Source organism: Kineococcus halophytocola (genome assembly GCF_041276425.1).
Taxonomy (GTDB): domain Bacteria; phylum Actinomycetota; class Actinomycetes; order Actinomycetales; family Kineococcaceae; genus Kineococcus; species Kineococcus halophytocola.
The window spans coordinates 61,352-84,737 of record NZ_JBGFTU010000013.1; the positions used below are offsets into that span (position 1 = coordinate 61,352).

At 75.7% G+C, this 23,386-nt stretch carries 23 protein-coding genes; 10 read left to right on the forward strand and 13 right to left on the reverse strand.

Annotation, left to right across the window (positions count from 1 at the left end; translation table 11 throughout):
- Nucleotides 1-38: 38 nt before the first annotated feature.
- Together AB2L27_RS12580 and AB2L27_RS12585 are read right to left on the reverse strand one after the other, a co-directional pair.
- On the reverse strand, nt 39-395 hold the full coding sequence (locus tag AB2L27_RS12580) for a hypothetical protein (protein ID WP_370441817.1): 357 nt from the start codon (nt 393-395) through the stop codon (nt 39-41).
- A 98-nt stretch (nt 396-493) separates the two neighbouring features.
- The gene (locus AB2L27_RS12585) at nt 494-754 is read right to left on the reverse strand and encodes a WhiB family transcriptional regulator (protein WP_370441876.1); all 261 of its coding nucleotides are present in this window, start codon (nt 752-754) and stop codon (nt 494-496) included.
- 333 nt (nt 755-1,087) lie between these two features.
- Between AB2L27_RS12585 and cofD the strand changes: the two genes are divergently transcribed.
- Genes cofD through AB2L27_RS12600 form a run of 3 tightly spaced genes read left to right on the forward strand, consistent with a single transcriptional unit; the run spans nt 1,088 to nt 3,791 of the window.
- Complete coding sequence (gene cofD / locus AB2L27_RS12590) at nt 1,088-2,113, forward strand: 2-phospho-L-lactate transferase (protein ID WP_370441818.1); 1,026 nt, start codon at nt 1,088-1,090, stop codon at nt 2,111-2,113.
- Nucleotides 2,110-3,150, forward strand: a complete 1,041-nt coding sequence (gene cofE, locus AB2L27_RS12595) for a coenzyme F420-0:L-glutamate ligase (RefSeq protein WP_370441819.1) — start codon at nt 2,110-2,112, stop codon at nt 3,148-3,150. The genes cofD and cofE overlap by 4 nt, the downstream gene beginning before the upstream one ends.
- 8 nt (nt 3,151-3,158) lie before the next feature.
- A complete protein-coding gene (locus tag AB2L27_RS12600) occupies nt 3,159-3,791 on the forward strand; it encodes a cyclase family protein (protein ID WP_370441820.1) in 633 nt (210 codons plus the stop codon).
- Here the strand turns inward: AB2L27_RS12600 and AB2L27_RS12605 are convergent, their stop codons facing one another.
- Nucleotides 3,792-4,733: a DNA-3-methyladenine glycosylase family protein gene (locus AB2L27_RS12605; RefSeq protein WP_370441821.1), complete on the reverse strand. Its 942-nt coding sequence runs from the start codon at nt 4,731-4,733 to the stop codon at nt 3,792-3,794.
- The gene (locus AB2L27_RS12610; RefSeq protein WP_370441822.1) at nt 4,730-5,644 is read right to left on the reverse strand and encodes a DMT family transporter; all 915 of its coding nucleotides are present in this window, start codon (nt 5,642-5,644) and stop codon (nt 4,730-4,732) included. The genes AB2L27_RS12605 and AB2L27_RS12610 overlap by 4 nt, the downstream gene beginning before the upstream one ends.
- 50 nt (nt 5,645-5,694) lie before the next feature.
- Here AB2L27_RS12610 and AB2L27_RS12615 point away from each other — a divergent pair, with 50 nt between their 5' ends.
- A complete protein-coding gene (locus tag AB2L27_RS12615) occupies nt 5,695-6,636 on the forward strand; it encodes a LysR substrate-binding domain-containing protein (RefSeq protein ID WP_370441823.1) in 942 nt (313 codons plus the stop codon).
- A 207-nt stretch (nt 6,637-6,843) separates the two neighbouring features.
- On the opposite strand, the gene AB2L27_RS12620 is transcribed toward AB2L27_RS12615, so the two are convergent.
- The 8 genes from AB2L27_RS12620 to AB2L27_RS12655 all read right to left on the reverse strand — a co-directional run bounded on the left by AB2L27_RS12620 (nt 6,844) and on the right by AB2L27_RS12655 (nt 16,296).
- Complete coding sequence (locus tag AB2L27_RS12620) at nt 6,844-7,872, reverse strand: ABC transporter ATP-binding protein (RefSeq protein WP_370441824.1); 1,029 nt, start codon at nt 7,870-7,872, stop codon at nt 6,844-6,846.
- Nucleotides 7,869-8,846: an ABC transporter ATP-binding protein gene (locus AB2L27_RS12625; RefSeq protein WP_370441825.1), complete on the reverse strand. Its 978-nt coding sequence runs from the start codon at nt 8,844-8,846 to the stop codon at nt 7,869-7,871. Before AB2L27_RS12625 ends, AB2L27_RS12620 begins: the two co-directional genes overlap by 4 nt.
- Nucleotides 8,843-9,808, reverse strand: a complete 966-nt coding sequence (locus AB2L27_RS12630; RefSeq protein WP_370441826.1) for an ABC transporter permease — start codon at nt 9,806-9,808, stop codon at nt 8,843-8,845. Before AB2L27_RS12630 ends, AB2L27_RS12625 begins: the two co-directional genes overlap by 4 nt.
- Nucleotides 9,805-10,746, reverse strand: a complete 942-nt coding sequence (locus AB2L27_RS12635) for an ABC transporter permease (protein ID WP_370441827.1) — start codon at nt 10,744-10,746, stop codon at nt 9,805-9,807. Before AB2L27_RS12635 ends, AB2L27_RS12630 begins: the two co-directional genes overlap by 4 nt.
- A complete protein-coding gene (locus tag AB2L27_RS12640; RefSeq protein WP_370441828.1) occupies nt 10,743-12,287 on the reverse strand; it encodes an ABC transporter substrate-binding protein in 1,545 nt (514 codons plus the stop codon). The genes AB2L27_RS12635 and AB2L27_RS12640 overlap by 4 nt, the downstream gene beginning before the upstream one ends.
- A gap of 119 nt (nt 12,288-12,406) precedes the next feature.
- On the reverse strand, nt 12,407-13,375 hold the full coding sequence (locus AB2L27_RS12645; RefSeq protein WP_370441829.1) for a lysylphosphatidylglycerol synthase domain-containing protein: 969 nt from the start codon (nt 13,373-13,375) through the stop codon (nt 12,407-12,409).
- 3 nt (nt 13,376-13,378) lie between these two features.
- Complete coding sequence (locus tag AB2L27_RS12650; RefSeq protein ID WP_370441830.1) at nt 13,379-15,373, reverse strand: glycosyltransferase; 1,995 nt, start codon at nt 15,371-15,373, stop codon at nt 13,379-13,381.
- Complete coding sequence (locus AB2L27_RS12655) at nt 15,370-16,296, reverse strand: glycosyltransferase family 2 protein (RefSeq protein WP_370441831.1); 927 nt, start codon at nt 16,294-16,296, stop codon at nt 15,370-15,372. Before AB2L27_RS12655 ends, AB2L27_RS12650 begins: the two co-directional genes overlap by 4 nt.
- A 68-nt stretch (nt 16,297-16,364) precedes the next feature.
- Here AB2L27_RS12655 and AB2L27_RS12660 point away from each other — a divergent pair, with 68 nt between their 5' ends.
- Entirely contained in the window at nt 16,365-17,156 is a 792-nt protein-coding gene (locus AB2L27_RS12660) for a class I SAM-dependent methyltransferase (RefSeq protein ID WP_370441832.1), read from the forward strand.
- Nucleotides 17,157-17,384: 228 nt separating this feature from the next.
- Entirely contained in the window at nt 17,385-17,852 is a 468-nt protein-coding gene (locus AB2L27_RS12665) for a GNAT family N-acetyltransferase (RefSeq protein ID WP_370441833.1), read from the forward strand.
- Between the two features lies 1 nt (nt 17,853).
- Here the strand turns inward: AB2L27_RS12665 and AB2L27_RS12670 are convergent, their stop codons facing one another.
- Complete coding sequence (locus AB2L27_RS12670) at nt 17,854-19,944, reverse strand: hypothetical protein (protein ID WP_370441834.1); 2,091 nt, start codon at nt 19,942-19,944, stop codon at nt 17,854-17,856.
- A gap of 30 nt (nt 19,945-19,974) precedes the next feature.
- Between AB2L27_RS12670 and AB2L27_RS12675 the strand changes: the two genes are divergently transcribed.
- From AB2L27_RS12675 to AB2L27_RS12690, 4 genes are all read left to right on the forward strand, one after another.
- On the forward strand, nt 19,975-20,442 hold the full coding sequence (locus AB2L27_RS12675; protein ID WP_370441835.1) for an SRPBCC family protein: 468 nt from the start codon (nt 19,975-19,977) through the stop codon (nt 20,440-20,442).
- Nucleotides 20,443-20,465: 23 nt separating this feature from the next.
- On the forward strand, nt 20,466-21,185 hold the full coding sequence (locus AB2L27_RS12680; protein ID WP_370441836.1) for a TIGR03089 family protein: 720 nt from the start codon (nt 20,466-20,468) through the stop codon (nt 21,183-21,185).
- 79 nt (nt 21,186-21,264) lie between these two features.
- Entirely contained in the window at nt 21,265-21,768 is a 504-nt protein-coding gene (locus AB2L27_RS12685) for a hypothetical protein (RefSeq protein WP_370441837.1), read from the forward strand.
- Nucleotides 21,769-21,807: 39 nt separating this feature from the next.
- Complete coding sequence (locus AB2L27_RS12690; RefSeq protein WP_370441877.1) at nt 21,808-23,379, forward strand: flotillin family protein; 1,572 nt, start codon at nt 21,808-21,810, stop codon at nt 23,377-23,379.
- Nucleotides 23,380-23,386: the final 7 nt, after the last annotated feature.

The following is a 23,386-nucleotide window of genomic DNA, read 5'->3' on the forward strand; positions in this document are numbered from 1 at the left end:
AACGTTTCTAGAAGGTCAGGCCCGGGCGTCCGAGGTCGTCAGCGCTGCCACAGCAGCGCGGCCAGCTCCGAGGCCACCGCGGTCGGGGCCGAGGCGTGGGCGGTGAGCTCGACGACCTGCACCTGGGCCCGGCCGTCGGGGCCGGCGTGCACGCGCACCCCGTGCCCGCCGGAGGACAGGCCGAGCACGACGTCGAAGCCGGGGCTGTCCGCGGCCAGGGCGGCCACGGCCGTGACCGCGCGGCCGAGGTGGCCGTCGGGGTCCACGACGGACGCGTCCAGGGACGCGGTGGCCAGGGCCGCCTCGAACTCGTCGCGCACGAGGCGCTCCTGGCGCACGTGCCCCTCCAGGCGGGAGGCGACGGCCTGGCGCCGCTCCCAGATCGACTGGTTCATCGCTTCCCTCCCGCGCTCGGAGGTCCGACGGCCCTCCCGAGCTGTCCTGTCGGCAGACCGGGCGGCCACCTTGAGCGCGGGGGCCCGCGGGGGCGGCGTCAGCCGATGCGGCGCTTGAGGCGGCGGCGCTCGCGCTCGCTGAGCCCGCCCCAGATGCCGAAGCGCTCGTCGTTGCCCAGGGCGTACTCCAGGCACTCCTGGCGGACCTCGCAGGACTGGCACACGCGCTTGGCCTCGCGGGTGGACCCGCCCTTCTCGGGGAAGAAGGCCTCGGGGTCGGTCTGGGCGCACAGGGCCAGCTCGGCCCAGCCCGGGTCCTCCGGCGTCAGGCCGGACAGGCCCGTCAGCCCGCCGGTCATCTCGACGAGCGTCAGCTCCGGGCGCCCGTCGGGGCCCGGGGAACCGCTCTCGCCCCCGATCTGGTCCCCGGTCTCGTCCTCGAGGTCGAAGTCGTCGACGTCGTCAGTCACTGGTGGCCCCCACAGCCTCGGTCCTGTCACTCACCGTGATGTGCCTGTCACCGTACGACCACCACTGGTGGAATTACACGCGTGTCGTCCCCCGGAGTCAAGCCCGTCGTGGTACCTGGTCGCGCACGTGCGAAGACTCCGACCACATCCGTCACACCAGGTCCACGCAGCCGCACCCACCGCACGGAGGACTCCGAGGGCCCGGGCGGGCGACAGGGGATGATGAGCACCGTGAGCGACGTGAACGGCCCCGGCCGGCCCCTGCGGATCACGGCCCTCGCCGGCGGTGTCGGCGGGGCCCGGTTCCTGCGCGGACTGCTGGCGCACCTGGCGGCCTCCCCCGACCCGGCCCGGCGCGAGGCGGTGGTGACGGTCGTCGGCAACACCGCCGACGACGTCACCTTCCACGGCCTGCGCATCTCCCCCGACCTGGACTCGGTCATGTACACCCTCGGCGGCGGCATCGACGAGGAGCGCGGCTGGGGCCGGGCGCAGGAGACCTCCGGCGTCGCGGCCGAGCTCGCCGCCTACGGCGCCGGCCCGTCCTGGTTCACCCTCGGCGACAAGGACATCGCCACCCACCTGGTCCGCACCCGGATGCTCGCCGAGGGCGCCACGCTCTCGGAGGTCACCGCGCACCTGTGCGAGCGGTGGCGGCCGGGCGTGCGGCTGCTGCCCATGACCGACGACGTCGTGCAGACCCACGTCGACCTCGCCGACGGCCCCGGCGGCGCGCTGCGCCGGGTGCACTTCCAGGAGTGGTGGGTCCGGCTGCACGCCGCGGTCCCCGCCGTGCGGATCGAGGCCGTCGGCGCCGCCGCGGCCACCCCCGCCCCCGGCGTCCTGGACGCGCTGGGCGGGGCCGACGTCGTCGTCCTGCCGCCGTCCAACCCCGTCGTGTCCATCGGCACCGTCCTGCAGGTGCCCGGGGTGCGGCAGGCGCTCGTGGAGACGGCCGCACCCGTCGTCGGCGTCTCCCCCGTCATCGCCGGGGCCCCCGTGCGCGGCATGGCCGACGCCTGCCTGAGCGCCATCGGCGTGCCGACGACGGCCGCCGCCGTCGCCGGGCTGTACGCCGACTTCCTCGACGGCTGGCTCATCGCCGAGGGGGACGAGGCCCCCGACCGGCCCGGCCTGGCCGTGCGCCGCCGCCCCCTGCTCATGAGCTCACCGGCCGCGACGGCCGACCTCGCCGGGGCCGCCCTGGACCTGGCGGGCGAGATCACCGACCGCGAGCGCGCCGCGTGAGCGCCCACCAGGGCCCGGGCCACCTGCAGGTCGTCGGGCTCACCGGGATCGGGGAGGTCCACGCCGGGGACGACGTCGCCGCGCTCGTCGTGGACGCCCTGCACGCCCAGCGCGCCTCCCTGTCCGACGGCGACGTCATCGCGGTCTCCAGCAAGGTCGTGTCCAAGGCGGCCGGGCTCACCGTGGCCGACACCGACCGCGACGAGGTCGTCCTGCGCGAGTCCCGCCGCCTCGTCGCCGCCCGGCGCACCGCCGGCGGCACCGCGCGCATCGTGGAGTCGGCCGCCGGGCCGGTCATGGCCGCGGCGGGCGTGGACGCCTCCAACGTCGAGGGCGAGGTGGTCCTGACGCTGCCGCACGACCCCGACGCCGCGGCCCGCGCCCTGCGGACCCGCCTGCACGAGCTGACCGGTGCCGTCGTCGGCGTCGTCGTCACCGACACCGCGGGCCGGCCCTGGCGCACCGGTCAGACCGACTTCGCCCTCGGCGTCGCCGGGCTGGACCCGGTGGAGGACCTGCGCGGCAGCCTGGACACCTCCGGCCGGGAGCTGTCGGTGACCGCGCGCGCCGTCGTCGACGAGCTGGCCGCCGCCGCCGACCTCGTCAAGGGCAAGGCCGAGGGGGTCCCGGCCGCGCTGTTCCGCGGCCTGGGCGACCTCGTGCTGCCCCTGGACGACCCCGGGCCCGGCGCCCGGTCCCTCGTGCGCTCCGGGGCCGGCGACTGGTTCCGCCTGGGCCACGTCGAAGCGGTGCGGGCCGCGCTGGGCGCCGGCGGGGTCGAACCCCCGCCGGTGACGCCGGGCACCCTGACCGAGCGCCTGGACCGGGCCGCCGAGGTCGCCCTGGCCGCCGGGCCGGTGACCGGCGGGGTGGTCCGCCGGCAGGGCCCGGCCCTGCGCGTGGAGGCCGCCGACGACTTCTCCCTCGGCGCCCTGACCCAGCGGGTGCTGGCGGCGCTGTGGACGGAGTTCCTCGTGGGGCTGGCCGACCGCGAGGACGGCGGCGTCCTGGTCCGCACCGTCGAACTGCCCCGCTGAGCGTCCCGGTGTCCGCGAGCGGCTGGGTCGACCTGTCCCGGCCCCTCGCGGCCGGGATGCCGGTGTACCCGGGCGACCCGGAGTTCTCGGCCCACCCCCTGCCGGGTTCGGACGGGGAGTTCTGCCGCGTCACGGCCCTGTCGCTGGGGACCCACACGGGGACCCACGTCGACGCCCCCGCCCACGTCGACCCGGACGGCCCGGCGCTCGACGAGCTGCCGCTGGACCTGTTCGCGGGACCGGCGCTCGTCCTCGACGTCCGCGGGGTCCGCGTCGTGGGGCCGGAACCCCTGGGGCCCTGGCCGTCGGGCGCGCGGATCGCGTTGCTACGCACCGGGTGGGACGCCCGCGCCGGGACCGCCGCCGAGTTCGACCACCCCCACCTGAGCCTCGGGGCGGCACGGTACCTGCGCTCCGCCGGGGTGCGCACCGTCGGCATCGACGCGGCGAGCGTGGACGGCCCGGGAACCCTGGCCGTGCACCGGGTGCTGCTCGGCGACCGGTCCGACCCCGGTGTCGTGGTGGAGAACCTGCGCGGCCTCGGGGACCTGCCCGAGCGGGTGGAGTTCGCGGCGTTCGGGTGGGCGCTCGCCGGTGGGGACGGGTCGCCGGTGCGCGCGGTCGCGCGGGCGCCGGCGTAGTCAGCGCGCGGCCCGCACCGCCCGGTTCGGCGTGTGGGTGGGCAGGGTCATCCGCGGGCCGCGGCGGGGCCGGTGGGCCCCGGCGAACTGCAGGAGCCGCTGGACGCGGAACCGGTGCCCGCGGTAGCACTCGATGACCTCGGCGCAGCCGGCGTCGTCGAGCACCTCCCCCGTCAGCGCCCACGAGACGTCCTTGGCGACGTGGTAGTCCCCGAAGCTGAACGCGTCGGCGTGCCCGTGCGCGCGCTGGCGGACCTCCGCCGACGTCCACACCCCCACCCCCGGCAGCGAGCGGAGCGCGCGGTCAGCCTCCTCCGGGCCCAGGGCCAGCGTGCGTTCCAGCCCGGCCGCGCGGGGGGCGGCCAGGATCGTCACCCTCCGGCGGCGCAGTTCGACCCCGGCCTGCAACCACTCCCAGGACGGCACCCGCAGCCACTGCTCCGGCGTCGGGGGCAGCACCAGCCCGGCGGGGCCGGGGGCGGGGTCGCCGAACCGGTGCACGAGGCGGCGCCAGGCGGCGAACGCCTCCACCCCCGTGACGACCTGCTCCAGCGCCGAGGCCGACAGGGCCTCGAAGACGGCCCGGGTGCGGCCGACGCGCCAGTGCTGGTGCGCGCGCCAGGACTCCACGAGGACGGGGTGCTCGGGGCGGGGCACGAAGTCGGCCCAGGTGTCGTCGGCAGCGCCGAGGAGGTCGGGCACCCCGGCCAGGGCCCGGTCCGTCCCCGGGCCCCAGGCCTGGGCGTGGACCGAGGCGTCGGCGGGACGGGCCCGCACCCGCAGCACGACGGGCCCGTCCGGGGTGCGGGTGGCGCGCCAGACGGACCCGTCGGGGTCCTGCCGGTAGGTCGGGTCACCGGCGCCGCGGCGCAGCGGCCGCAGCACGGCGGTGACGGGCACGGGCCGGCCGGGGGCCCAGCGCAGCTCTCCGTCCGGCGTCACGCCTCCACGGTAAGCGCCGGGGCGACCGGCCCGGGACGGCGTGCCGGCGGCCGGGTGGCCAGGTAGGAGCCGGCCAGGACGAGGACGAAACCGGCGAGCGTCGTGGCGGTGACCCGCTCGCCCAGGACGACCGCGCCGGCCACCACGGCGACGACCGGGTTGACGTAGACGATCGCCGTGGCGCGGACCGGCCCGATCTCCCCGACCAGGGCGAACAGCAGCAGGAAGGCTCCGGCGGTGCAGACGACGGCCAGCACCGCGACCGAGACCAGGACCGCACCGGAGGGCACCGCCGGCGGCAGACCGGGCCCGAGGGCCACGACGGGGACGTAGACGAGGGCCGCGAGCACGAGGCTGGCCAGCACGACGGCCGGGCCGGGCAGATCGGCGAGGTGGCGGGCCAGCACGGCGGGCCCGACGGCGTAGCCCACGACGACGACGGCGAGCTCGGCCACGGCCCCGGCCTGCCCCGGGTGCAGGTCGAACCCCACCAGGGTCACCACCCCGGCGGTGCCGAGCGCCAGCCCGGCCCACCCGAGCGCGCCGAGGTGCTCGGCCCGGCGCGTGGCGAGGGCGAGCAGGACGCCGACGACGGGCACGGCGGAGATGACGACGGCCGTCGTGGAGCTGGGCAGGTCGTGCTCGGCGCGGGCCAGGAACAGCCACGGCCCGACGATCTCGAACCCGGTGTAGGCGGCGAGGGCCTTCCACCGGCGCGCCAGGGCGGGCAGGGACCGCCGCACGTCCGGGCGGGCCAGGGCCAGGGGGGCCAGGACGAGCGCGGCCAGCGCGGTGCGCACGAGCACGAGGGTCGAGGGGGCCAGCTCGGCGCCGGCGATCTTGATGAGCAGGTACGGGACGCCCCAGGCCAGGCTCAGGGCGGCGAACAGGAGGGCGGCGCGTCGGGTCACGGTCCGATCGTGCCGCCCCCCTGAGCATTCAGTCCATCTAGAGTTTTCTCATGAGTCTCGACAGCGAGGACTTCACGATCGACCTGCGACGGTTGCGCCTGCTGCGCGAGGTGGAACGGCGCGGGACGGTGGCCGCGACCGCCGCCGCCCTGCACCTGACCCCCTCGGCGGTCTCCCAGCAGCTCGCCGGCCTGGCCCGCGACCTCGACGTGCCCCTGCTGGAACGCCAGGGCCGCGGCGTCCGCCTCACCGGCCAGGCCCGCGTCCTGCTCGGCCACGCCGACACCGTCGCCGCGCAGCTGGAACGGGCCCGGGCCGACCTGCTCGCCTTCGACGCCGGCCTCGTCGGGGAGGTGCGCGTCGGGACGATGGCCAGCGCCGTCTTCGCCGTCGTCGGGCCCGCGCTGGCGCGGCTGCGCACCGAGCGTCCGGGCGTGCGGCTGCTCGTGCGCGAACGCGAACCGGCCGAGGCGGTCGCCGGCCTGGACGGCGGGGACCTGGACGTCGTCGTCACCGTCGACCACCCGGCCGGCCCGCGCAGCGACGACGCCCGCTACGACCGCGTGGACCTGCTCACCGACGTCCTGGACGTCCTGCTGCCCGCCGGGCACCGGCTGGCGGGCCGCGAGGAGCTGGACCTGGCCGAGCTGGCGCAGGAGACCTGGGTCGCGGCCGCCCTCGGCGACGCCTGCCACCAGATCACCGCCGGGGCCTGCGCCGCAGCCGGTTTCGCCCCCGACGTGCGGCACGAGACGTCCGAGTGGGACGACCTGGCCGCCCTCGTCGCGGCCGGCGCCGGGGTCGCCCTCGTCCCGCGGCTGGCGCACCCGCTGCGCCCGGACGGGTTGCGCGTCGTGCCGCTGGCGGGCCGGCCGCCCGCGCGGTCCATCTACGCCGCCACGCGCGCCGGGCGCGGCACGGACGCGCCCACGGCCGCGGTGCTGGAGGCGTTCCGGGCGGTGGCGGCGGCCCGGCCGGACGGGGCCCGCTGAGCCCTCGTCGCCTCCCCGAGGAGCGCGGGGTGGCCTCGTTGCCTCCCCGGGGCCGATGATCGGCCTCGTTGGCCCAGCGCGGCCTCGCTGCGGAGGGACACGGGGTGGCCTCGTTGCCTCCCCGGGGCCGATGATCGGCCCCGGGGAGGCAACGAGGCAGAACCTCGGCGGCGCGCAGGAACCCCGGAGGGCGCGGAGGGGACGGGGTCAGTCGCCGGCCGACACGAGCCCGTGCAGGTGGCAGGCCGCGACGTGGCCCTCGCCCCCGACGCCCTGCCCGACCGCCTGCAGCGCCGGGTCGACGCTGTCGCACGGTTCGAACACCTGCGGGCAGCGCGTCCGGAACCGGCACCCCGAGGGCACCCGCGCCGCCGAGGGCACGTCCCCGGACAGCACGATCCGCTCGCGCTGCCGCTCCCGCGCCGGGGAGGGCACGGGGACGGCGGACAGCAGGGCCTGGGTGTAGGGGTGCTGCGGGTCGGCGGCGAGGTCGGCCGCGGAGGCGACCTCGACGACCCGGCCCAGGTACATGACGGCGATCCGGTCGGACAGGTGCCGCACGGCGGCGAGGTCGTGGGAGACGAACAGCAGCGTCAGGCCCAGCCGCTGCTGCAGCGAGCGCAGCAGGTTCAGCACCTGCGCCTGCACGCTGACGTCGAGGGAGGCGATCGCCTCGTCGCAGACGACGAAGTCGGGTTCACCGGCCAGGGCGCGGGCGATGCCGACGCGCTGACGCTGGCCGCCGGAGAACTCGTGCGGGTACCGGGAGGCGACCGAGGGGTCGAGCCCGACGAGGTCGAGGAGTTCGGCGACGCGGGTCGCGCGGGCCCCCGCCCCGCGGTGCAGGCCGTGCACCTGCAACGGCTCGGCGATGGTCTGCCCCACCGTCGTGCGGGGGTCCAGGCTGGCGTAGGGGTCCTGGAACACCATGACGGCGCGGCGCCGCAGCGCCCGCAGGTCCCGGGACGACAACCCCGTGACGTCGGTGCCGTCGAACTCCACCGTGCCGCCCGTGGGTTCCACCAGCCGCAGCAGCGCGTTGCCCAGCGTCGACTTCCCGCAGCCGGACTCCCCCACCAGCCCCAGGGTCTCGCCGCGGAGGACGTCGAGGTCGACGCCGTCGACGGCCCGCACGGCCCCGGTCGTCCGGCGCCGCACCCCCGTGGACCGGACGGGGAAGTGCACCTGCAGATCCCGCGCCCGCACCAGCACGTCGCTCGTCCCGTCGGTCGTCACCGTTCCTCCAGCCCGTAGAACGTCGCCGCGCGGTGGGTGCCGGAACTCCCGACGGGCACCAGCGGCGGTTGCTCGGTGGCGCAGCGCGCGTCCCCGCGCACGGGGCAGCGCGGGTGGAACACGCACCCCGGCGGCAGGTCCGTCGGGGGCGGCGGCGTGCCCGGGATCGCCACGAGGTCCTCGGTCGGGGACTCCAGCGAGGGCAGCGACCCCAGCAGCCCGCGGGTGTAGGGGTGCGCGGGGGCGTCGAACACCTCCTGCACGGTGCCGTCCTCGACGCAGCGACCGCCGTACATGACGAGCACGCGGTCGGCGGTCCCGGCGACGACCCCGAGGTCGTGGGTGATCCACACGACGCCGGTGCCGTGCTCGTCCTGCAACCGCGCGACGAGGTCGAGGATCTGCGCCTGCACGGTGACGTCGAGCGCGGTGGTCGCCTCGTCGGCGATGAGCAGCCGCGGGTTCCCGGCCAGGGCGATCGCGATGACGACGCGCTGGCGCATCCCGCCGGACAACTGGTGCGGGTAGCGGTCCAGGACCCCGCGCGGGTCGGGCAGGCCGACGTCGGCGAGCAGGTCGGCGGCCCGCTCGCGCGCGGCCTTCTTCGAGGGCACGAGCCGGTGGGCCAGCAACCCCTCGCTCACCTGCCGGCCGATGGTCAGGACGGGGTTCAGCGACGTCATCGGGTCCTGGAACACCATGCCGATGCCGTTGCCGCGCACGGTGCGCAGCTCGGACTCGCTCGCGCCGACGAGTTCGCGGTCCTCGAACCGCGCGGACCCCCCGACGCGGGCGTGCCCGGGCAGCAACCCCAGCAGCGCCATGACCGACACGCTCTTGCCGCTGCCGGACTCCCCCACGATCGCGACGGTCTCCCCGGCGTCGACGGTGTAGTCCAGGCCGTTGACGATGTGCGCCGTCCCGCGCGGGGTGTCCAGTTCCACCCGCAGGTCGCGGACCTCCAGGACGCTCATCGCGACCTCCTCCCCCGGCGACCGCCGGGCGTGCGCTTCCCGGCCTGCAACGCGCTGCGCTGCTGCGGGTCCAGCACGTCGCGCAACCCGTCCCCGAGCAGGTTGAACGACAGGACGAGCAGGACGATGGCCAGGCCGGGGAACACCGCGATCCACCAGGCGAGGTCGATGTACCCCCGGCCCTCGGACAGCATCCGGCCCCAGCTCGGGTCCGGGGGCTGGGTGCCCAGGCCGACGAAGGACAGCGCCGCCTCGGCCAGCACGGCGAACGCCAGGCTCACCGACGTCTGCACGATGACCGGCGGGGCCGCGTTCGGCAGCACGTGCCGGAACAGCAACCGCAGGTCCGAGGCGCCGGTGGACCGGGACGCGCGCACGTACACCGTCTCGCGCACCCCCAGGACCGCCGAGCGCGTGACCCGGGCGAACACCGGGGTGTAGGTGATGCCGATGGCGATCATCGCGTTCGTCGTCCCCGGCCCGAGCACCGCGATGACGGCGATGGCCAGCAGGATCGCCGGGAACGCGAACAGGACGTCCATGAACCGCATGAGGACGGTGTCGACCCAGCGGCCGTAGAACCCGGCGAACAACCCGACGAGGACCCCGGCGACGAGGGAGAACCCGACCGCCACGGCCCCGACCTGCAGGGAGACCTTGGCCCCCAGCACGACCCGGGACAGCACGTCCCGGCCCAGGTCGTCGGTGCCGAACCAGTGCCCCGGGCCCGGTGCCTGCAACCGCTGGGTCACGTCGACGTCGTTGGCCCCGGCGGGGGCGATCTGCTCGTCGAACAGGGCCACCAGGACGACCACGACGAGGACCACCGCGGCGGCCGCCGACGGCGGGGAGGACAGCAGCAGCCGCAGGCCCGCCAGCGACGGGCGCCGGCGCGGGGCGGCGGTGACGCCGGTCTCCCCGGTCTCCCCGGTCTCCCCGGTCTCCCCGGTCGTGGCGCTCACGCGCTGATCCTCGGGTCGAGCTTGGAGTACAGCAGGTCCACCACCAGGTTCAGGACGAGGAACACCAGGGCGAACAGCAGGACGGCCCCCTGCAGCACCGGGTAGTCGCGGGCCTGCACCGACTGCAGCGCGAGCTGGCCCAGCCCCGGCCAGGCGAACACGATCTCCACCACCACGACCCCCGAGAGCAGGTAGGCCAGCTGCACGCCCGTCACCGTCACCAGGGGCAGCAGCGCGTTGCGCAGGACGTGCCAGTTCAGGACCGCGCGCGCCCCCAGCCCCTTGGCCCGGGCGGTGCGCACGTGCTCGGCCGACAACGCCTCCAGCACGCTGGAACGGGTGAACCGCGTCAGCACGCTGCCCGAGACCAGCCCCGTCGTCACGGCGGGCAGGACGAGCGAGCGCAACCAGCCCACCGGGTCCTCGCTCAGCGGCACGTACCCACCGGCCGGGAACCAGCCCAGGGTCCCGGCGAAGACGAGGATGAGCATGATGCCCATCCAGAACTCCGGGACCGAGATGCCGATCTGGGACAGCACCGTGCCGGCCCCGTCCACGACCGAACGCGGACGCAGCGCCGAGGCCGTGCCCAGGGGGACGGCGATGAGCAGGGCCACCACGATCGAGGCCACGGCCAGGGACGCGGTGGCGGGCAGCCGTTCCAGGATGAGCAGGGTGACCGGGTCACCGGAGCGGAAGCTGACGCCCAGGTCGCCGGTGACGGCCCCGCCGAACCACGTGAAGAACTGCGTGAGCAGCGGCTGGTCCAGACCGGCCCGCTCGCGCAGCGCGTCGTAGGTGGCCTGGTCGAACCGGGTGCCCAGCGCCAGCCGGACGGGGTCGCCCGGCACGAGGTGCACCAGGGCGAACGCCACGACGCTGACGCCGACGAGGACGACGAGCGCCTGCAGCGTCCGCCGCAGGGCGAAACCGGTCACGACGGCAGGACCACCGTGTCGAAGTTCACCGCCTTGTCGGCCCGCACCTCGTACCCGGTGATGCCCTGCTTCCACACCTGCACGGCGTCGGGGTTGTACAGGTAGAGGTAGGAGACGTCGTCGACGATCTGCTTGGCCGCCTGGTCGTACAGCGACTTGCGGGTGTCCCGGTCCGGTTCCACCGACGCCCGGTCCAGCAGGTCGTCGGTGACGGGGTTGGAGTACTTCTGGTAGTTGTTCGGCCCGTCGGTGCGGTGCTGCTCGTCGTAGAAGTCCGCGGGGTCGATGTTGCCCAGCCACCCCAGCATGAACGCGTCGAAGTCACCGCGGCCCTGCCGGTCCAGCCAGGTCGCGAAGTCCTCGGTCTGGATGTCCACGGTGATGCCGAGGGGTTCGAGCTGGCTGGCCAGGACCTGGGCGGCGGTGACGGTCTCGGGGTACTCCGAGGTGACCATGAGGCCCATCGTCAGCGGCCCCTGCACCCCCGCCTGCTGCAGGAGCTGGCGGGCCTGGTCGACGTCGGTCTCGAAGGGCGCGTAGTCGTAGTACCACTCGCTGCCCTCGGGGATGGCGGTCTGGTTGGGCCGGGCGGTGTCGAACTTCGCGGCCTCGGTGACGGCCTCGCGGTCCACCGCGAAGGCCACGGCGCGGCGCACGGCGACGTCGTCGAACGGCGCCTTGGCGCAGTTCATCGCCAGGTACCAGTAGTCCACGCTCGGGACCTGGCCCAGCTCGACGGACTCGTCGTCGCCCAGGGTGGCGACCCGCTGCGGCGGCACGTTGTCGGTCCACTGCACCTGGTCGGTCGTCAGCGCCGTCAGCGCCGCGGCCGGTTCGGGCAGGAACTGGAACGTGACCCCGCCGATCTGCGGGGCGTCGCCCCAGTAGTCCTCGAAGCGGCTCAGGGAGATCTCGCTGGCCGAGGACCCCTGCAGGGAGAACGGCCCGGTCCCGTTGGCCTGCGTCGTCAGCGACTGCTCGTCGACGTCCTGGGACACGATGGCCATGCCCTTGAACGCCCCGATGCGCGAGAGCAGGTTCGGCGTGGGCTGGTTCAGGGTGATGACGACGGTGGAGTCGTCGGGGGCGGTGATGTCGGCCACCGTGGCGAACCGCGCGGAGTTCGCGAGCTGCTGGTCGATGATCCGGCGGTAGGAGAACACGACGTCGGAGGCCCTGAACGGGGTGCCGTCGTGGAACGTGGCGCCCTCGACGAGGGTGAACGTCCAGGTCAGCTCGTCGTCGCTGGTCTCCCAGTCCGTGGCCAGCGACGGCTGCATGGACAGGTCGTCGGGGCTGGGCACGACGAGGGTGTCGTAGACGTTCTCCAGCACCTGGAAGGCGGCGTAGGCCGTCGTCTTGTGCGGGTCGAGCTGGTCGGGCTGGGCGCTGATGGCGGCGACGAACGCACCGGTGCCACCGCCGCCGCCGGAGGCGTTCCCCTCCCCCGTGGGCACCTCGTCCCCGGCGCTGCACCCCGCCACCACGAGCGGGGAGGCGGCCAGGGTGGCCAGGACTGATCTGCGGCGCATGGCGATCACTTCCGGGAGAGGTCGGGGTCAGGACGCGTGCCGGGCGCTCACCCTGCCGAGAAGTGCGCCCGAAGACCAATCCAAACCCGCGTCCAGTGCGGTTCGTGACCAGATCGACACCTGCCGGATCACTCCGGCGAGCGGGCCGCCCGGGCCTTGGCGACGATCTCCGCCCGGTGCCCGGCCAGCGCCGCGAAGGCCAGCAGCAGGTCCGAGACGGTGAGCAGCACGCGGGAGCCCAGGACGACGACGGCCGCTCCCCCCGACCCGGCGGCGAGCGCCACGACCGCGCCCAGCACCAGTTCGCGCGCGCCGGCCCCGGCCGGGGCCAGGACGACGAGGAACCCGACCACCCACGCCAGCGCGTACCCGCCGAGGGCGAGCGCGAACGTGGACCCGGCCGGCCAGTCGGCGCCGACGGCGCGCGCCAGGACGAACACCTGCCCCCCCACCGCGACCCAGGAGGCCAGGGCCCAGCCGGCGGAGGCGAGCAGACCGCGCAGCGTGAGGCGGTGCTCCAGCGGTTCCTGGCGGGCCAGCCGCAGCAGGACGCCCAGCAGCGGGTTGATGACCTGCGGCACGAGCAGGACGAGCAGCAGCGGCGTGGCCCAGCGCAGCCAGCCGGTCCACTCCCAGCCGGCGAGGTCGCGGCCCCCCAGCGCCAGCGGCAGCACCCCGGTGACCAGCAGCGAGGCGGTCGTCATGGACACCAGCAGCGCGACGGCGAGGGCGGAGCCGGTGCGCCGGCGCGGGACCCCGTGGTCGCGGGCGAGCTCGGCCTGGGCCACGAACTGGAAGACGGTGCCGGGGATGTACCGGCCGAGCTGCCCGACGAAGAAGACCCGCGCCGCGGCGCCGACGGGCAGCGCCGAGCCGAGGTCGGCCAGCACCGCCCGCCACGACGCCCCCGAGAGGGTCACGTTGGCCAGGGACAGCAGCAGCGCGAGCAGCACCGACCACGCGTCGAGGCGGGCCCAGGCGTCGGCGATCGCGGCGCGGTCGCGCACGACGTAGACGACGGCCAGGGCGAGCGCGAGGAGGAGGAACCCGGCCCGCAGGACGGGCGAGCGCAGGACCCCCAGGAGGCGGGAGAGCACCCCTCAGCGCCGCACGAAGGTGAGCAGCACGAACGTGTAGTCCAGCCCGGTCCGCTTCCAGTGCACGGGACGTTCGGGGTGGGCCAGGACGTCGTCGGTCAGCTCCCCGACGAGGTCGAGCCCGACGCGGGCGGCGAGCGCGACGAGGTCGCGCAGGTCGGCCGGGGAGAAGATCTTCACCGGCGCGCCGTAGGCCGTGACCCCGGTCGTGTCCGGCGGCGACTGGTCGTAGTCGGTCGAGAGGGCCAGCACGCCGCCGGGCCGCAGGATGCGCGCCGTCTCGGTGAGGAAACCGGCGATGGGGACGCCGTGCTCGATGACGGACATGCAGGTCACGGCGTCCAGCGAGGCGTCGGGCAGTCCGGTGTCGGTGACGTCGCCGCGGCGGAACTCCACCCCGTCGCGGTGCACGGTGGCGCCGAACTCCAGGTTGATCCCGGCCAGGTCGCCGCGGGTGCGGCCCAGGCCGTACAGGCGCAGCCACGGCAGGACGGGTGAGTACCGGGCCGAGCCGGCGTCCAGGACGCGGGCCGTGCGCGACCCGTCGTCGGCCAGGGTCAGGACGGCCGCCACGGCGCCGAGGGCGTCCCAGTTCTTCGGGGCGTCGGGGTGGGCGGGCAGGTGCAGCCGCTTCGTCTGCGCGAGCGCGTCGGCGACCTCGGCGGCGTCGTGCAGGACGCCCGTGCGCGGCACGCCCGAGGGCACGGGCCGGGCGGCGGGGGCGGCGGTGAGCTTGCGGGCCGCGAGCTGCTCGCCGGCCCGGCGCTGCACGCCGACGCGGGCCCACAGCGCGTGCTCGGCACCGCGCTTGAGGACGGCCAGGGCCTTCCCCCCGGGCGGGGCCGCGGCCGTGCCGCCGAGGGCGGCCTCGTCCACGGCGCCCAGGTAGGCGTCCCACGGGGCCTGCAGGTCGGGGGCCTGCACGTTCTCCCGCAGCGACGTCAGGCCACCACCCCCGAGGCGCAGCAGCCCCTGCGCCAGGGCCGCGGCGCTGCCGGGCTCGACGAGGAGGCCGTCGACGCCGTCGCGCACCTGGGCCGGGAAGGACCCCACGCGGGTGGCCAGGACCGGCAGGCCGTGGGCGAAGGCGAGCAGCGCGTTCTGCGAGGCGGTGCCGGAGCGGTAGGGCAGCACGACGGCGTCGTGGGCGGCCATCAGCGCGGGGATGGCCGAGGCCGGGACGTACCCCTCGCGCAGGTCGACGTGACCGCGCATCCCGGGGGCCGACGCGAGCTCACGGACCCGCCGGCCGGCGGCGCCCCACAGCTCCCCGGCGATGGTCAGCCGCGCGTCGAACCCGCGCTGGTGGACCTCACCCAGCGCCTCCAGCAGCAGGTCCAGGCCCTTGTACTCGCGCACCACGCCCAGGCTCAGCAGCCGCACCCCGCCGTCGCGGGGCACCCGCGAACCGGCCTCGCCCGCGAGCCTGGGGCCGCCGGGCAGGTGCGGGGGCAGGTCGGCCGTCACGACGCGGCGGGCGCCGTGGGTGTGGGCGAGGGCGGCCTGCGCCTCGGAGTGCACGACCACCCCGTCGACGGCGGCCAGCAGCCGGGACACCAGCAGCTCGTCCCCCGGGCCCGGCTCGTGCGGCAGGACGTTGTGCGCCACGACGACCGTCCGCGCCCGGGAGTGCACCGAGCGCATCGCGGCCAGCACCGTCAGCAGCGCCGGCACCTGCAGCGGCACGACGTGGGCCAGGACGACGAGGTCGGCCCCGGCGATGCGGCGCCCGGTGCGCCACCACGACGCCGGCGAGGACCACGACAGCGGCCGTAGCGTGGGGGAGAACTCCGGCACCTCCGGGGCCGCCTCCGGCAGCGCCACCTGGCCCGGGTACAGCAGCTCGGGGTAGAGGCTGGCCCAGGAGACGAGCTTGACGTCGTCGCCGCCGGTGGCCAGGTGCCGGGCCAGTTCGGTCGTGTGGACCGCGATGCCGCCCTTGTTCGGGTGGGCGGGGCCGAGGACGACGACGCGCCGCGCCGCGGCGGGGGCGCTCACGCGCTGTCCCGCGAGCGCACGACGAGGTCGGCCAGCAGCGCGACGGCACCGATGAGCAGCCCGGAGACCAGCAGCAGCACGGTGTTGGCCGGGAAGTAGAAGGCGTGCCGGAACATGTCGGTGACGCCCTTGACGAAGCCGAGGCCGAAGAGGAACAGCGCCACCGGCATGAGCACGCGCAGCGGCTCGAAGTACATGACCATGCGCAGCACCTGCAGGATGTACCGGTAGGCGTCCTTGGTGAAGTGGAACTTGGACTTCCCGGCGCGCTTGGCGTAGCTCGTCGGCACGTACTTCACGTCGTGCTGGTTGCACAGGAACGACAGCGTGATCGTCGTGACGCAGGAGAACCCGGCCGGCAGCAGCCGCAGGTACGGCAGCGACACCGACTTGCGGAACGCGCGCAGCCCGGAGTTCAGGTCCGGGATGCGCTGGCGGGCCAGGACCTCGGCGACCTTGCGGATGACGAACTTCGCGGGCACCCGCAGCGCCTTGTGCGACCCCTCCTCCGTCGTGCGCGCCCCGACGACCTGGTCGTAGGAGTCGTCCTCGAGCAGGACCCGCACCAGCTCGGGGATGCGCTCGTTCTCGTAGGACATGTCCGCGTCGGTCCACACGACGATCTCGCCGCGGGCCATCTGGGTGCCGATGCGGCGCACCGTGCCCGAGCCGCCGTTGCGGCGGAAGGCCACGACCCGCAGGTGCGGGTACTCGTGCTCGACCGAGCGCAGGGCCTGCAGCGTGTCGTCGGTGGAGCAGTCGTCGATGGCCAGCAGCTCGTACGGCATGCCGTCGTCGTCCATCGCCTTGGTGATGCGCGCGACCTCCAGCAGGACGTGCGCCTCCTCGTTGTAGCAGGGCAGCACGATCGTGGCGACGGGCGCCGGTCCGCTCGGGGGCTGGACCTCATCTTCGACAGGCATGGCGGGCAGAGCTTACCGACGAACGGGGCGGTTCCCCGGCCACCGGCGCGGGACGGCACCATGTGCCCGTGAGCCACCCCGGGTCCCCCAGCGAGCGCGCCGCGGACGCCGCGCTCGAACGCGCACGGTCCTTCGGAGCCGTCGCCGACGTCTACGACCGCGCCCGCCCCAGCTACCCCGACGAGGCCCTGGACTGGCTGCTGCCCGCGGCTCCCCCGGGCCGTCGGCTGCGCGTGGTCGACCTCGGCGCCGGGACGGGGAAGCTGACCCGCTCGCTCGTGGCCCGCGGCCTGGACGTCACCGCCGTCGAGCCGTCCCCGGGGATGCGCGAGACGTTCTCCCGCGTGCTGCCGGGCGTGGAGGTCCTCGACGGCACCGGGGAGTCGATCCCGCTGCCCGACGGGTCCGTCGACGCCGTCCTCATGGCCCAGGCCTGGCACTGGGTCGACCCCGCCACCGCCGTCCCCGAGGTCGCCCGCGTGCTGCGCCCGGGCGGCCGGCTCGGCCTGCTGTGGAACGTGCGCGACGCCGGGGTGGAGTGGGTCGCACGGCTGGACCGGCTGCTGCCCGGCCCCGGGGAGGAGCAGCTCGGCAGCCTCGCCCCCCGCGTCGGTGCCCCCTTCGGACCGGTGGAGCGCTACGACGTGCGCTGGTCCGACCCGGTGACCGTGGAGTCCCTGCTGGACCTGACCCGCTCGCGCAGCTGGGTCATCGCCCTGGAGGAGGCCCGGCGCGAGGAGGTGCTCGCCGACGTGCGCGCGCAGGCGGAGGAGCGGCTGCGGCAGGTCGGGTCACCGCTGTCGGGGACGTTGGCGCTGGAGTACGTGACGCGCTGCTCGCGGGCGACGCTGCCGGGCTGACCGCCGCCGCGCCCGATGCCCGCGCCCGACGCGATCGGGACACCCATCGGTGTCACCACGGGTCGCACCGCCGTGGAGTGAGCCGTGGGTGGCCCGAGGGGGTCGTCCGGGCGACCGGATCGGGACACCCACCGGTGGTCCCACCCACCCCGTCCCCGCGGTCCACCCACCAGGAGAGACCGCGGGAAACCTGTGGGCGCCGACGGCGAGGTCCTCGACGATGGCCCCGTGCCCCGCATCGTCCCCGCGACCCCCGCCGACGCCCCCGCCGTCGCCGACGTGTTCCTCGCCGCCCGCGCCACGATGCGGTACCTGCCGCACCTGCACACCGAGGAGGAGACCCGCGCGTTCATCGCCGACGTCGTGCTCGCCCGGCAGGAGGTGCACCTGGCCCGCGACGACGACGGCGTGGTGCTGGGGTTCGCGGCGGTCGAGGACGCGTGGCTGCAGCACCTGTACGTCGCCCCCCGCGCCTGGGGCCGCGGGATCGGGACGCTCCTGCTCGGGCACGTCACCGCCCGGCGGGACGCCGTCGGCGGAGCGCTGCTGCTGCACGTCTTCCAGCGCAACGTCGGAGCCCGCCGCCTCTACGAGCGGCACGGCTTCCACCTCGTCGCCAGCGGCGACGGCGACGGCAACGAGGAGCGCGAGCCCGACGCGACCTACCGCCGTCCGCCCTCACCGCGCTCACCCTGAGTCACTGCAGGGCGGGTCGGGGGGCGACTCCGGTGACGAGCCGGACGTCGATCCGCTGCACCCCGTCCGGGCGCCGCGTCAGCACGCGCTCGTCCTCGCTGGTGCGCAGGCTCACGACGACGCGCGGGTCCTGCACTCCCAGGCGGGTCAGCACCTCGACGGGGTCGGTGTCACCGCCCGCGGCGACGAGCACGGGGGTCCCCCCGGCCGCGCGGACGCGCTCGGACTGCCGGTCCACCGCCGCGCGCAGCACCTGCCAGTACTCCGGCGTCCCGGGCCGTCCCTGGCCGGTCGGCACGACGAGGGAGGCGGACGGCACGTCGCACGTGCCGCGCAGCAGCTGCGGCCACTCGTTGCGCGAGCGGGGGTCGACGGCGAGGGCGACGTCACCGGGGGCGAAGCTCGCGCAGGCGCGGGCGACGGCGGCGGGCTGGCCGACCTCGGTGCGCTGGGTGGCGACGGGCAGGGTGCCCCACGCGGCGGGCCCGAGGAGCAGGACGACGGCGACGACGACGCGCAACCCCGTCAGCCGCTGCCCCGGGGCGGAGTACCGCACGACGACCCACCGGCAGGCCGCGACGGACAGGACCACGACGGCGGGCAGCACGACGACGACGAACCGGCGGTCGGCCCACGGGTGGTCGGGGGTGATGCCGGGGCGGTACAGGGTCAGCAGCGTCGAGCCGAGCGCCGCGACGTACGGGGCCGTCCACGCCGGCAGCGCACCCCGCCCCTGCACGCCCCGCACCACCCGCGGCAGCGCGACGACGGCCGCCGCCCCGGCCAGGGCGACCGCGGGCCAGCCCAGGTACCAGGCGATCCAGTCGACCGAGTGCTCGGCGTAGGTGCGGCCCCCGTCGACTGGGAGCCCCTGCGCCAGTTGCAGTCCCGCGACGAGCTTGCTGCCGGAGTCCTCCGGGTCCTGGCGCACCACCAGCCACAGCGGCCGGCTCGCCAGCCCGGCGAGCACCACGCCGAGCACCACGGCCAGCACCGTCGGCAGCCGCTCGCTCCTCAGCCACCCCTGCCGGGCCAGGACGCCGCGGCGGGCCAGCCGCACCACGACGGCGCTCGCGACCGCGAGGACCACCAGCCCGGCGACGAGCGGCAGCAGCGAGCCGGAGATCGTCCCCAGGTAGGGCCGGGAGGTGAGCAGCGCGGCGGCGACGGCGAGCGCCGAGGCGAGCGCCGTCCCGGCCAGCAGCGCGCGGGCGCCGGGGTGGCGGACGACGAGCAGGACGGCCAGGACGGGGACGAGGACGGCGACCTCGCGCAGGAAGTCGATGCGGACGAACCCGCACGCGCCGACGAGGAGCCCGGCGCCGAGGCCGAGGCGGGCCGCGGCCCGGCCGGTGGCGGGCAGCAGCGCGACGAGCAGGGCGGCGGCCCCGAACAGGACGAGCAGCGCGGGCGGTTCGGAGTAGGTGGAGCGGTTGGCGTGCAGGACGGGCTGGGCGAGGGCGAGGACGGCCGCGGCCAGCGGCGCCCAGCGGGGGCCGACGACGCGGGCGGTGAACCCGGCGACGGCCAGGACGCCGAAGGCGCCGAGGACCCCGGGCACGACGAACATCCCCGTCCACCCGCCGGCCCAGTCCCCCAGGGAGTACAGCGCGGGGGCGCCGAGGAGGAACTGCGGGACGACGTGGTCGCCGACCTCGTAGAAGGCCGGGGAGGCGAGGGTGAGGTTCGGGTCGGCGAGCGCCGCGGCCCCGCCGAGGGCGGGGACGGAGGCGTCGACGGGCAGGCCGTGGCGGGTGGCGAGGTGGTGGGCGTAGAGGGCCACCGACCCGGCGTCGCGGCGCAGGACGACGTGCTCGGCGTGGGTGAGGGCGGCCCACGCGCCGGCACCGAGCGCGATCGCGGCGCTGCCGCCGGCCGACCACCACCCGGCGGCCACGACGGGGGTGCCCCAGGCCAGGCGCCCGGCCAGGACGGCGACGACGAGCCCCACGGGCAGCGCGACGGGCGGGGTCCACAGGTCCAGCAGCACGAGCGGGACCGCGACGGCGGTGAGCGCGGCGACGGCGGCGGCCAGGACGACGGGGACCCGCGTCAGAAGGGTTCCCGCGGCGGTGCTCCCGGTGCTGCTCACGCCGGGAGAACCTACCGGCACACTCGGGACGTGATCGTCGTCGTGACGGACGTGGCCGCCCCGCCGCAGGTGCTGCACGACCTCGTCCTGGACGTGGACGTGCACGCGGACTCGTTGTCCGGCAGCGGGGAGAGCGCGACGACGAGCACGGGGCGGCGGGTCCTGCGCGCCGGGGACGAGGTGACGTTCACCGCCCGCCACCTCGGGGTCCGGTGGACGATGACGAGCCGGGTGAGCGTCGCCGAGCGCCCGCACCGCGTCGTCGACGAGCAGGTGCGCGGCCCCTTCCGCCGGCTGCGCCACGAGCACCTGTTCACCGCGACGCCGGCGGGGACCCGGATGACGGACCGGGTGGAGGTGGCCCTGCCCGGTGGGCCCCTCGGCGCGCTGGCCGTTCGGCTGGTGGCCGGGCCGTACCTGCGCCGGCTGCTGCGGGAGCGTGCCGCGCACCTGCGTGCGGTCGCCGAGCGGGGCGCCGCACCACCCCCCGCCCCCTGACCCACCCCGCGTACGGTGACGGCGTGCTCCCCGTGCTGCGCCGCCTCCTGGACGACGACCCGACCGTGCCGCGGCTGACCTGGTACGCCGCCGACCACGCCTCCTCCGGGGAGCGCGTCGAGCTGTCGGCGCGGGTGCTGGCGACGTGGGTGGCCAAGACGGCCAACCTCCTGGAGGAGGAGTTCGAGGTCGGTCCCGGCTCCGTGGTGGCCCTGGACCTGCCGACCCACTGGCGCACGCCGGTGTTCCAGCTCGCGGCGTGGTCGACGGGGGCCGCGGTGCGCCACGGCGCCGACGGGGCCGCGGACGTGCTCGTGTCCTCATCGGTGGAGACGCTGCGGCGCAGCACGACCCAGGATCGCGTGGCCGTCTCCCTCGCCCCGCTGGCGACGAGCTTCGGTGCCGACCTGCCCCCCGGCGTCCTCGACTACGCCCGCGTCGTGACGGGGTACGGCGACACGCACGTCGCGCTGGCCGACCCGGGGCCGGAGGACCCCGCCCTGGAGGAGCCCGCCCTGACCCACGGCGGGCTGCTCGCGCGGGCGCAGGACCTCGGCGCGGACTGGCCGGTGGGGGTGCGCCTGCTCACCGATGCCGGTCCCGACGACGTGGTGCGCGGCCCGCTGGCGGCGTGGGCGCGGGCCGGGTCGGTGGTCCTGACCCCCGACCTGGACGCGCTGGCCGAGCGGGTCGTGACCTCCGAGCGCACCACGGCCACCCTGCGCACGCGCCCGGCCGCCTAGGACCACCGGACCGGGGACACGGACCCTGTAGGGTCCGGGTCAGGGGTGGTCGGGAGTGCCTGCGCAGTCCGATGTTGTCGTGCACGGGATCGGCGTGACGGTGTTCGTCGTGCTCGCGGTCCTGGGTTTCGCGGTCTGCCTGCTGTCGTTCGTCTTCGACGGCGTCTTCGAGGCGTTCGACCTGGACCTGGCCGGGGGGTTCCTGTCCCTCACCTCCCTGTCCGGCGGCCTCGCCCTGTTCGGCCTCGCCGCCACCCTCGCGCAGACCTCGTTCGGCTGGACCACGCTGCAGGCCACGGGTTTCGGGGCGGGCGTGGGGCTGGCGACGATGGCCGGGGTCGGCGGGCTCGTCCGCACCCTGCGCCGGGAGGAACCCGAGACCCACGTCTCGATCCTGGGCGCGCGCGGCCACGTCACCACCCCGGCCGCGCGCCCCGGGTCGTTCGGGGAGGTGAACCTGCGCCTGCACGGGACGACGGTCAAGCGCAGCGCCGTCAGCGACTCCCCCCTCGTCCGCGGCGCCGAGGTCGTGGTCGTCGCCGAGGTGTCCGCGACCGCCGTGCGGGTGGAACCGCTCCCCTGAACCGAGTCGAACCCTGAGGAGAGGACCGTCGTGGAGTTCCTGACCCCTGCCGTCATCCTGGTGGCCGCAGCCGTCGTCGTCGTGCTGCTGCTGGCCGTCGCCGTCGTGCGCCGGTACCGCATCGCCGGCCCCAGCGAGGCGTTCATCATCACGGGGAAGAAGGGCCAGCCGGTCACGAACCCCGAGACGGGCAAGGTCTCCACCGACCTGTCCGGCCAGAAGGTCGTCATGGGCGGCGGGGTGTTCGTGCTGCCGTTCGTGCAGCAGGCCTACACGCTGTCGCTGGCCTCCCGGCGCATCTCGGTGCAGATCCGCGGCGCGGTCTCGGCCAAGGGCATCCGGCTGAACCTCGACGGCGTCGCCATCATCAAGGTCGGCGGCACCGAGGACTCCGTGCGCGCTGCGGCGCAACGGTTCCTGCACCAGCAGGACGAGATCGAGTCGTTCACCCAGGAGGTCCTGGCCGGTTCGCTGCGGTCCATCGTCGGGACGCTGACGGTCGACGAGATCATCCGCGACCGGGCCGCGTTCGCCTCCCGCGTCGCCGAGGAGGCCGAGACCTCGCTCACGAACCAGGGGCTGGTGCTGGACACGTTCCAGATCCAGGACGTCACCGACGACGTGAACTACCTGCGGGACCTGGGACGGCCCGAGGCCGCCATCGCCGCCCAGAACGCCGCGATCGCCGAGGCGAACTCCCAGCAGGAGTCCCAGCAGGCCGAGGCCCGCGCCCAGGAGAAGATCTCCGGCGCCACCCGCGACCTGCACCTGCGCCAGGCCGAGTTCAAGGCCGAGACCGACACCGCGCAGGCCCGCGCCGCCGCGGCCGGGGTGCTGGCCAAGGCCGCCCGGGACCAGGAGGTCCTCCTGGAGCAGGAACGCGTCGCCGAACGCCAGGCCGCGCTCACCGAGCGCCAGCTCGACACCGAGGTGCGCAAACCCGCCGACGCCCGCCGCTACGACGCCGAGCAGCAGGCCCAGGCGCGCCGGAACTCGGAGATCTACGAGGCCGAGGCGAAGAAGGCCTCCGACATCGCCAACGCCGAGGCCGACGCCCGCCGCGTCGAACTGTCCGCGACCGCGGAGGCGAACCGCATCAAACTGGCCTCCGAGGCCGACGCCCAGCGCGTCCGCGTCGCCGGTCAGGCCGAGCTGGACCGGCGCACCGCGCTGGCCAACGCGACCCGCCTGGAGGGCGAGGCCGAGGGTGCGGCCATCCGGGCCCGCGGGGAGGCCGAGGCGGAGACGATGCGGCTGCGGGCCGAGGCGTTCGAGCAGTACGGCGAGGCCGCCGTCGCCCAGATGGTCGTCGACGCCCTGCCCCGGGTCGCCCACGAACTGGCCGCGCCGATGTCGGCGATCGCCGACCTCACCGTCATCTCCACCGACGGTGCCTCCCAGCTGTCGCGGCAGGTGGGCTCGAACCTCACGGAGACCCTGGAGGTGGTCAAGCGCACGACCGGTGTGGACGTCACCGAACTGCTGCGCAACCTCACGGGCCAGCCGGGCCGGGCGGACCAGCCGCGCCCGGCGACGGCGCAGCAGCCCGCCCCGCCCGCCACGGACCCCGCCACGGAACCCGGGACGGTTGTGACGCCCGACGCGGGGTAGTCGCCCT

Coding starts and splice junctions, on each gene's coding strand:
- AB2L27_RS12580 (WP_370441817.1), bottom strand. CDS start 395: ATGAACCAGTCGATCTGGGAGCGGCGCCAGGCCGTCGCCTCCCGCCTG.
- AB2L27_RS12585 (WP_370441876.1), bottom strand. CDS start 754: ATGACCGGCGGGCTGACGGGCCTGTCCGGCCTGACGCCGGAGGACCCG.
- cofD (WP_370441818.1), top strand. CDS start 1,088: ATGAGCACCGTGAGCGACGTGAACGGCCCCGGCCGGCCCCTGCGGATC.
- AB2L27_RS12615 (WP_370441823.1), top strand. CDS start 5,695: ATGAGTCTCGACAGCGAGGACTTCACGATCGACCTGCGACGGTTGCGC.
- AB2L27_RS12625 (WP_370441825.1), bottom strand. CDS start 8,846: ATGAGCGTCCTGGAGGTCCGCGACCTGCGGGTGGAACTGGACACCCCG.
- AB2L27_RS12655 (WP_370441831.1), bottom strand. CDS start 16,296: ATGCCTGTCGAAGATGAGGTCCAGCCCCCGAGCGGACCGGCGCCCGTC.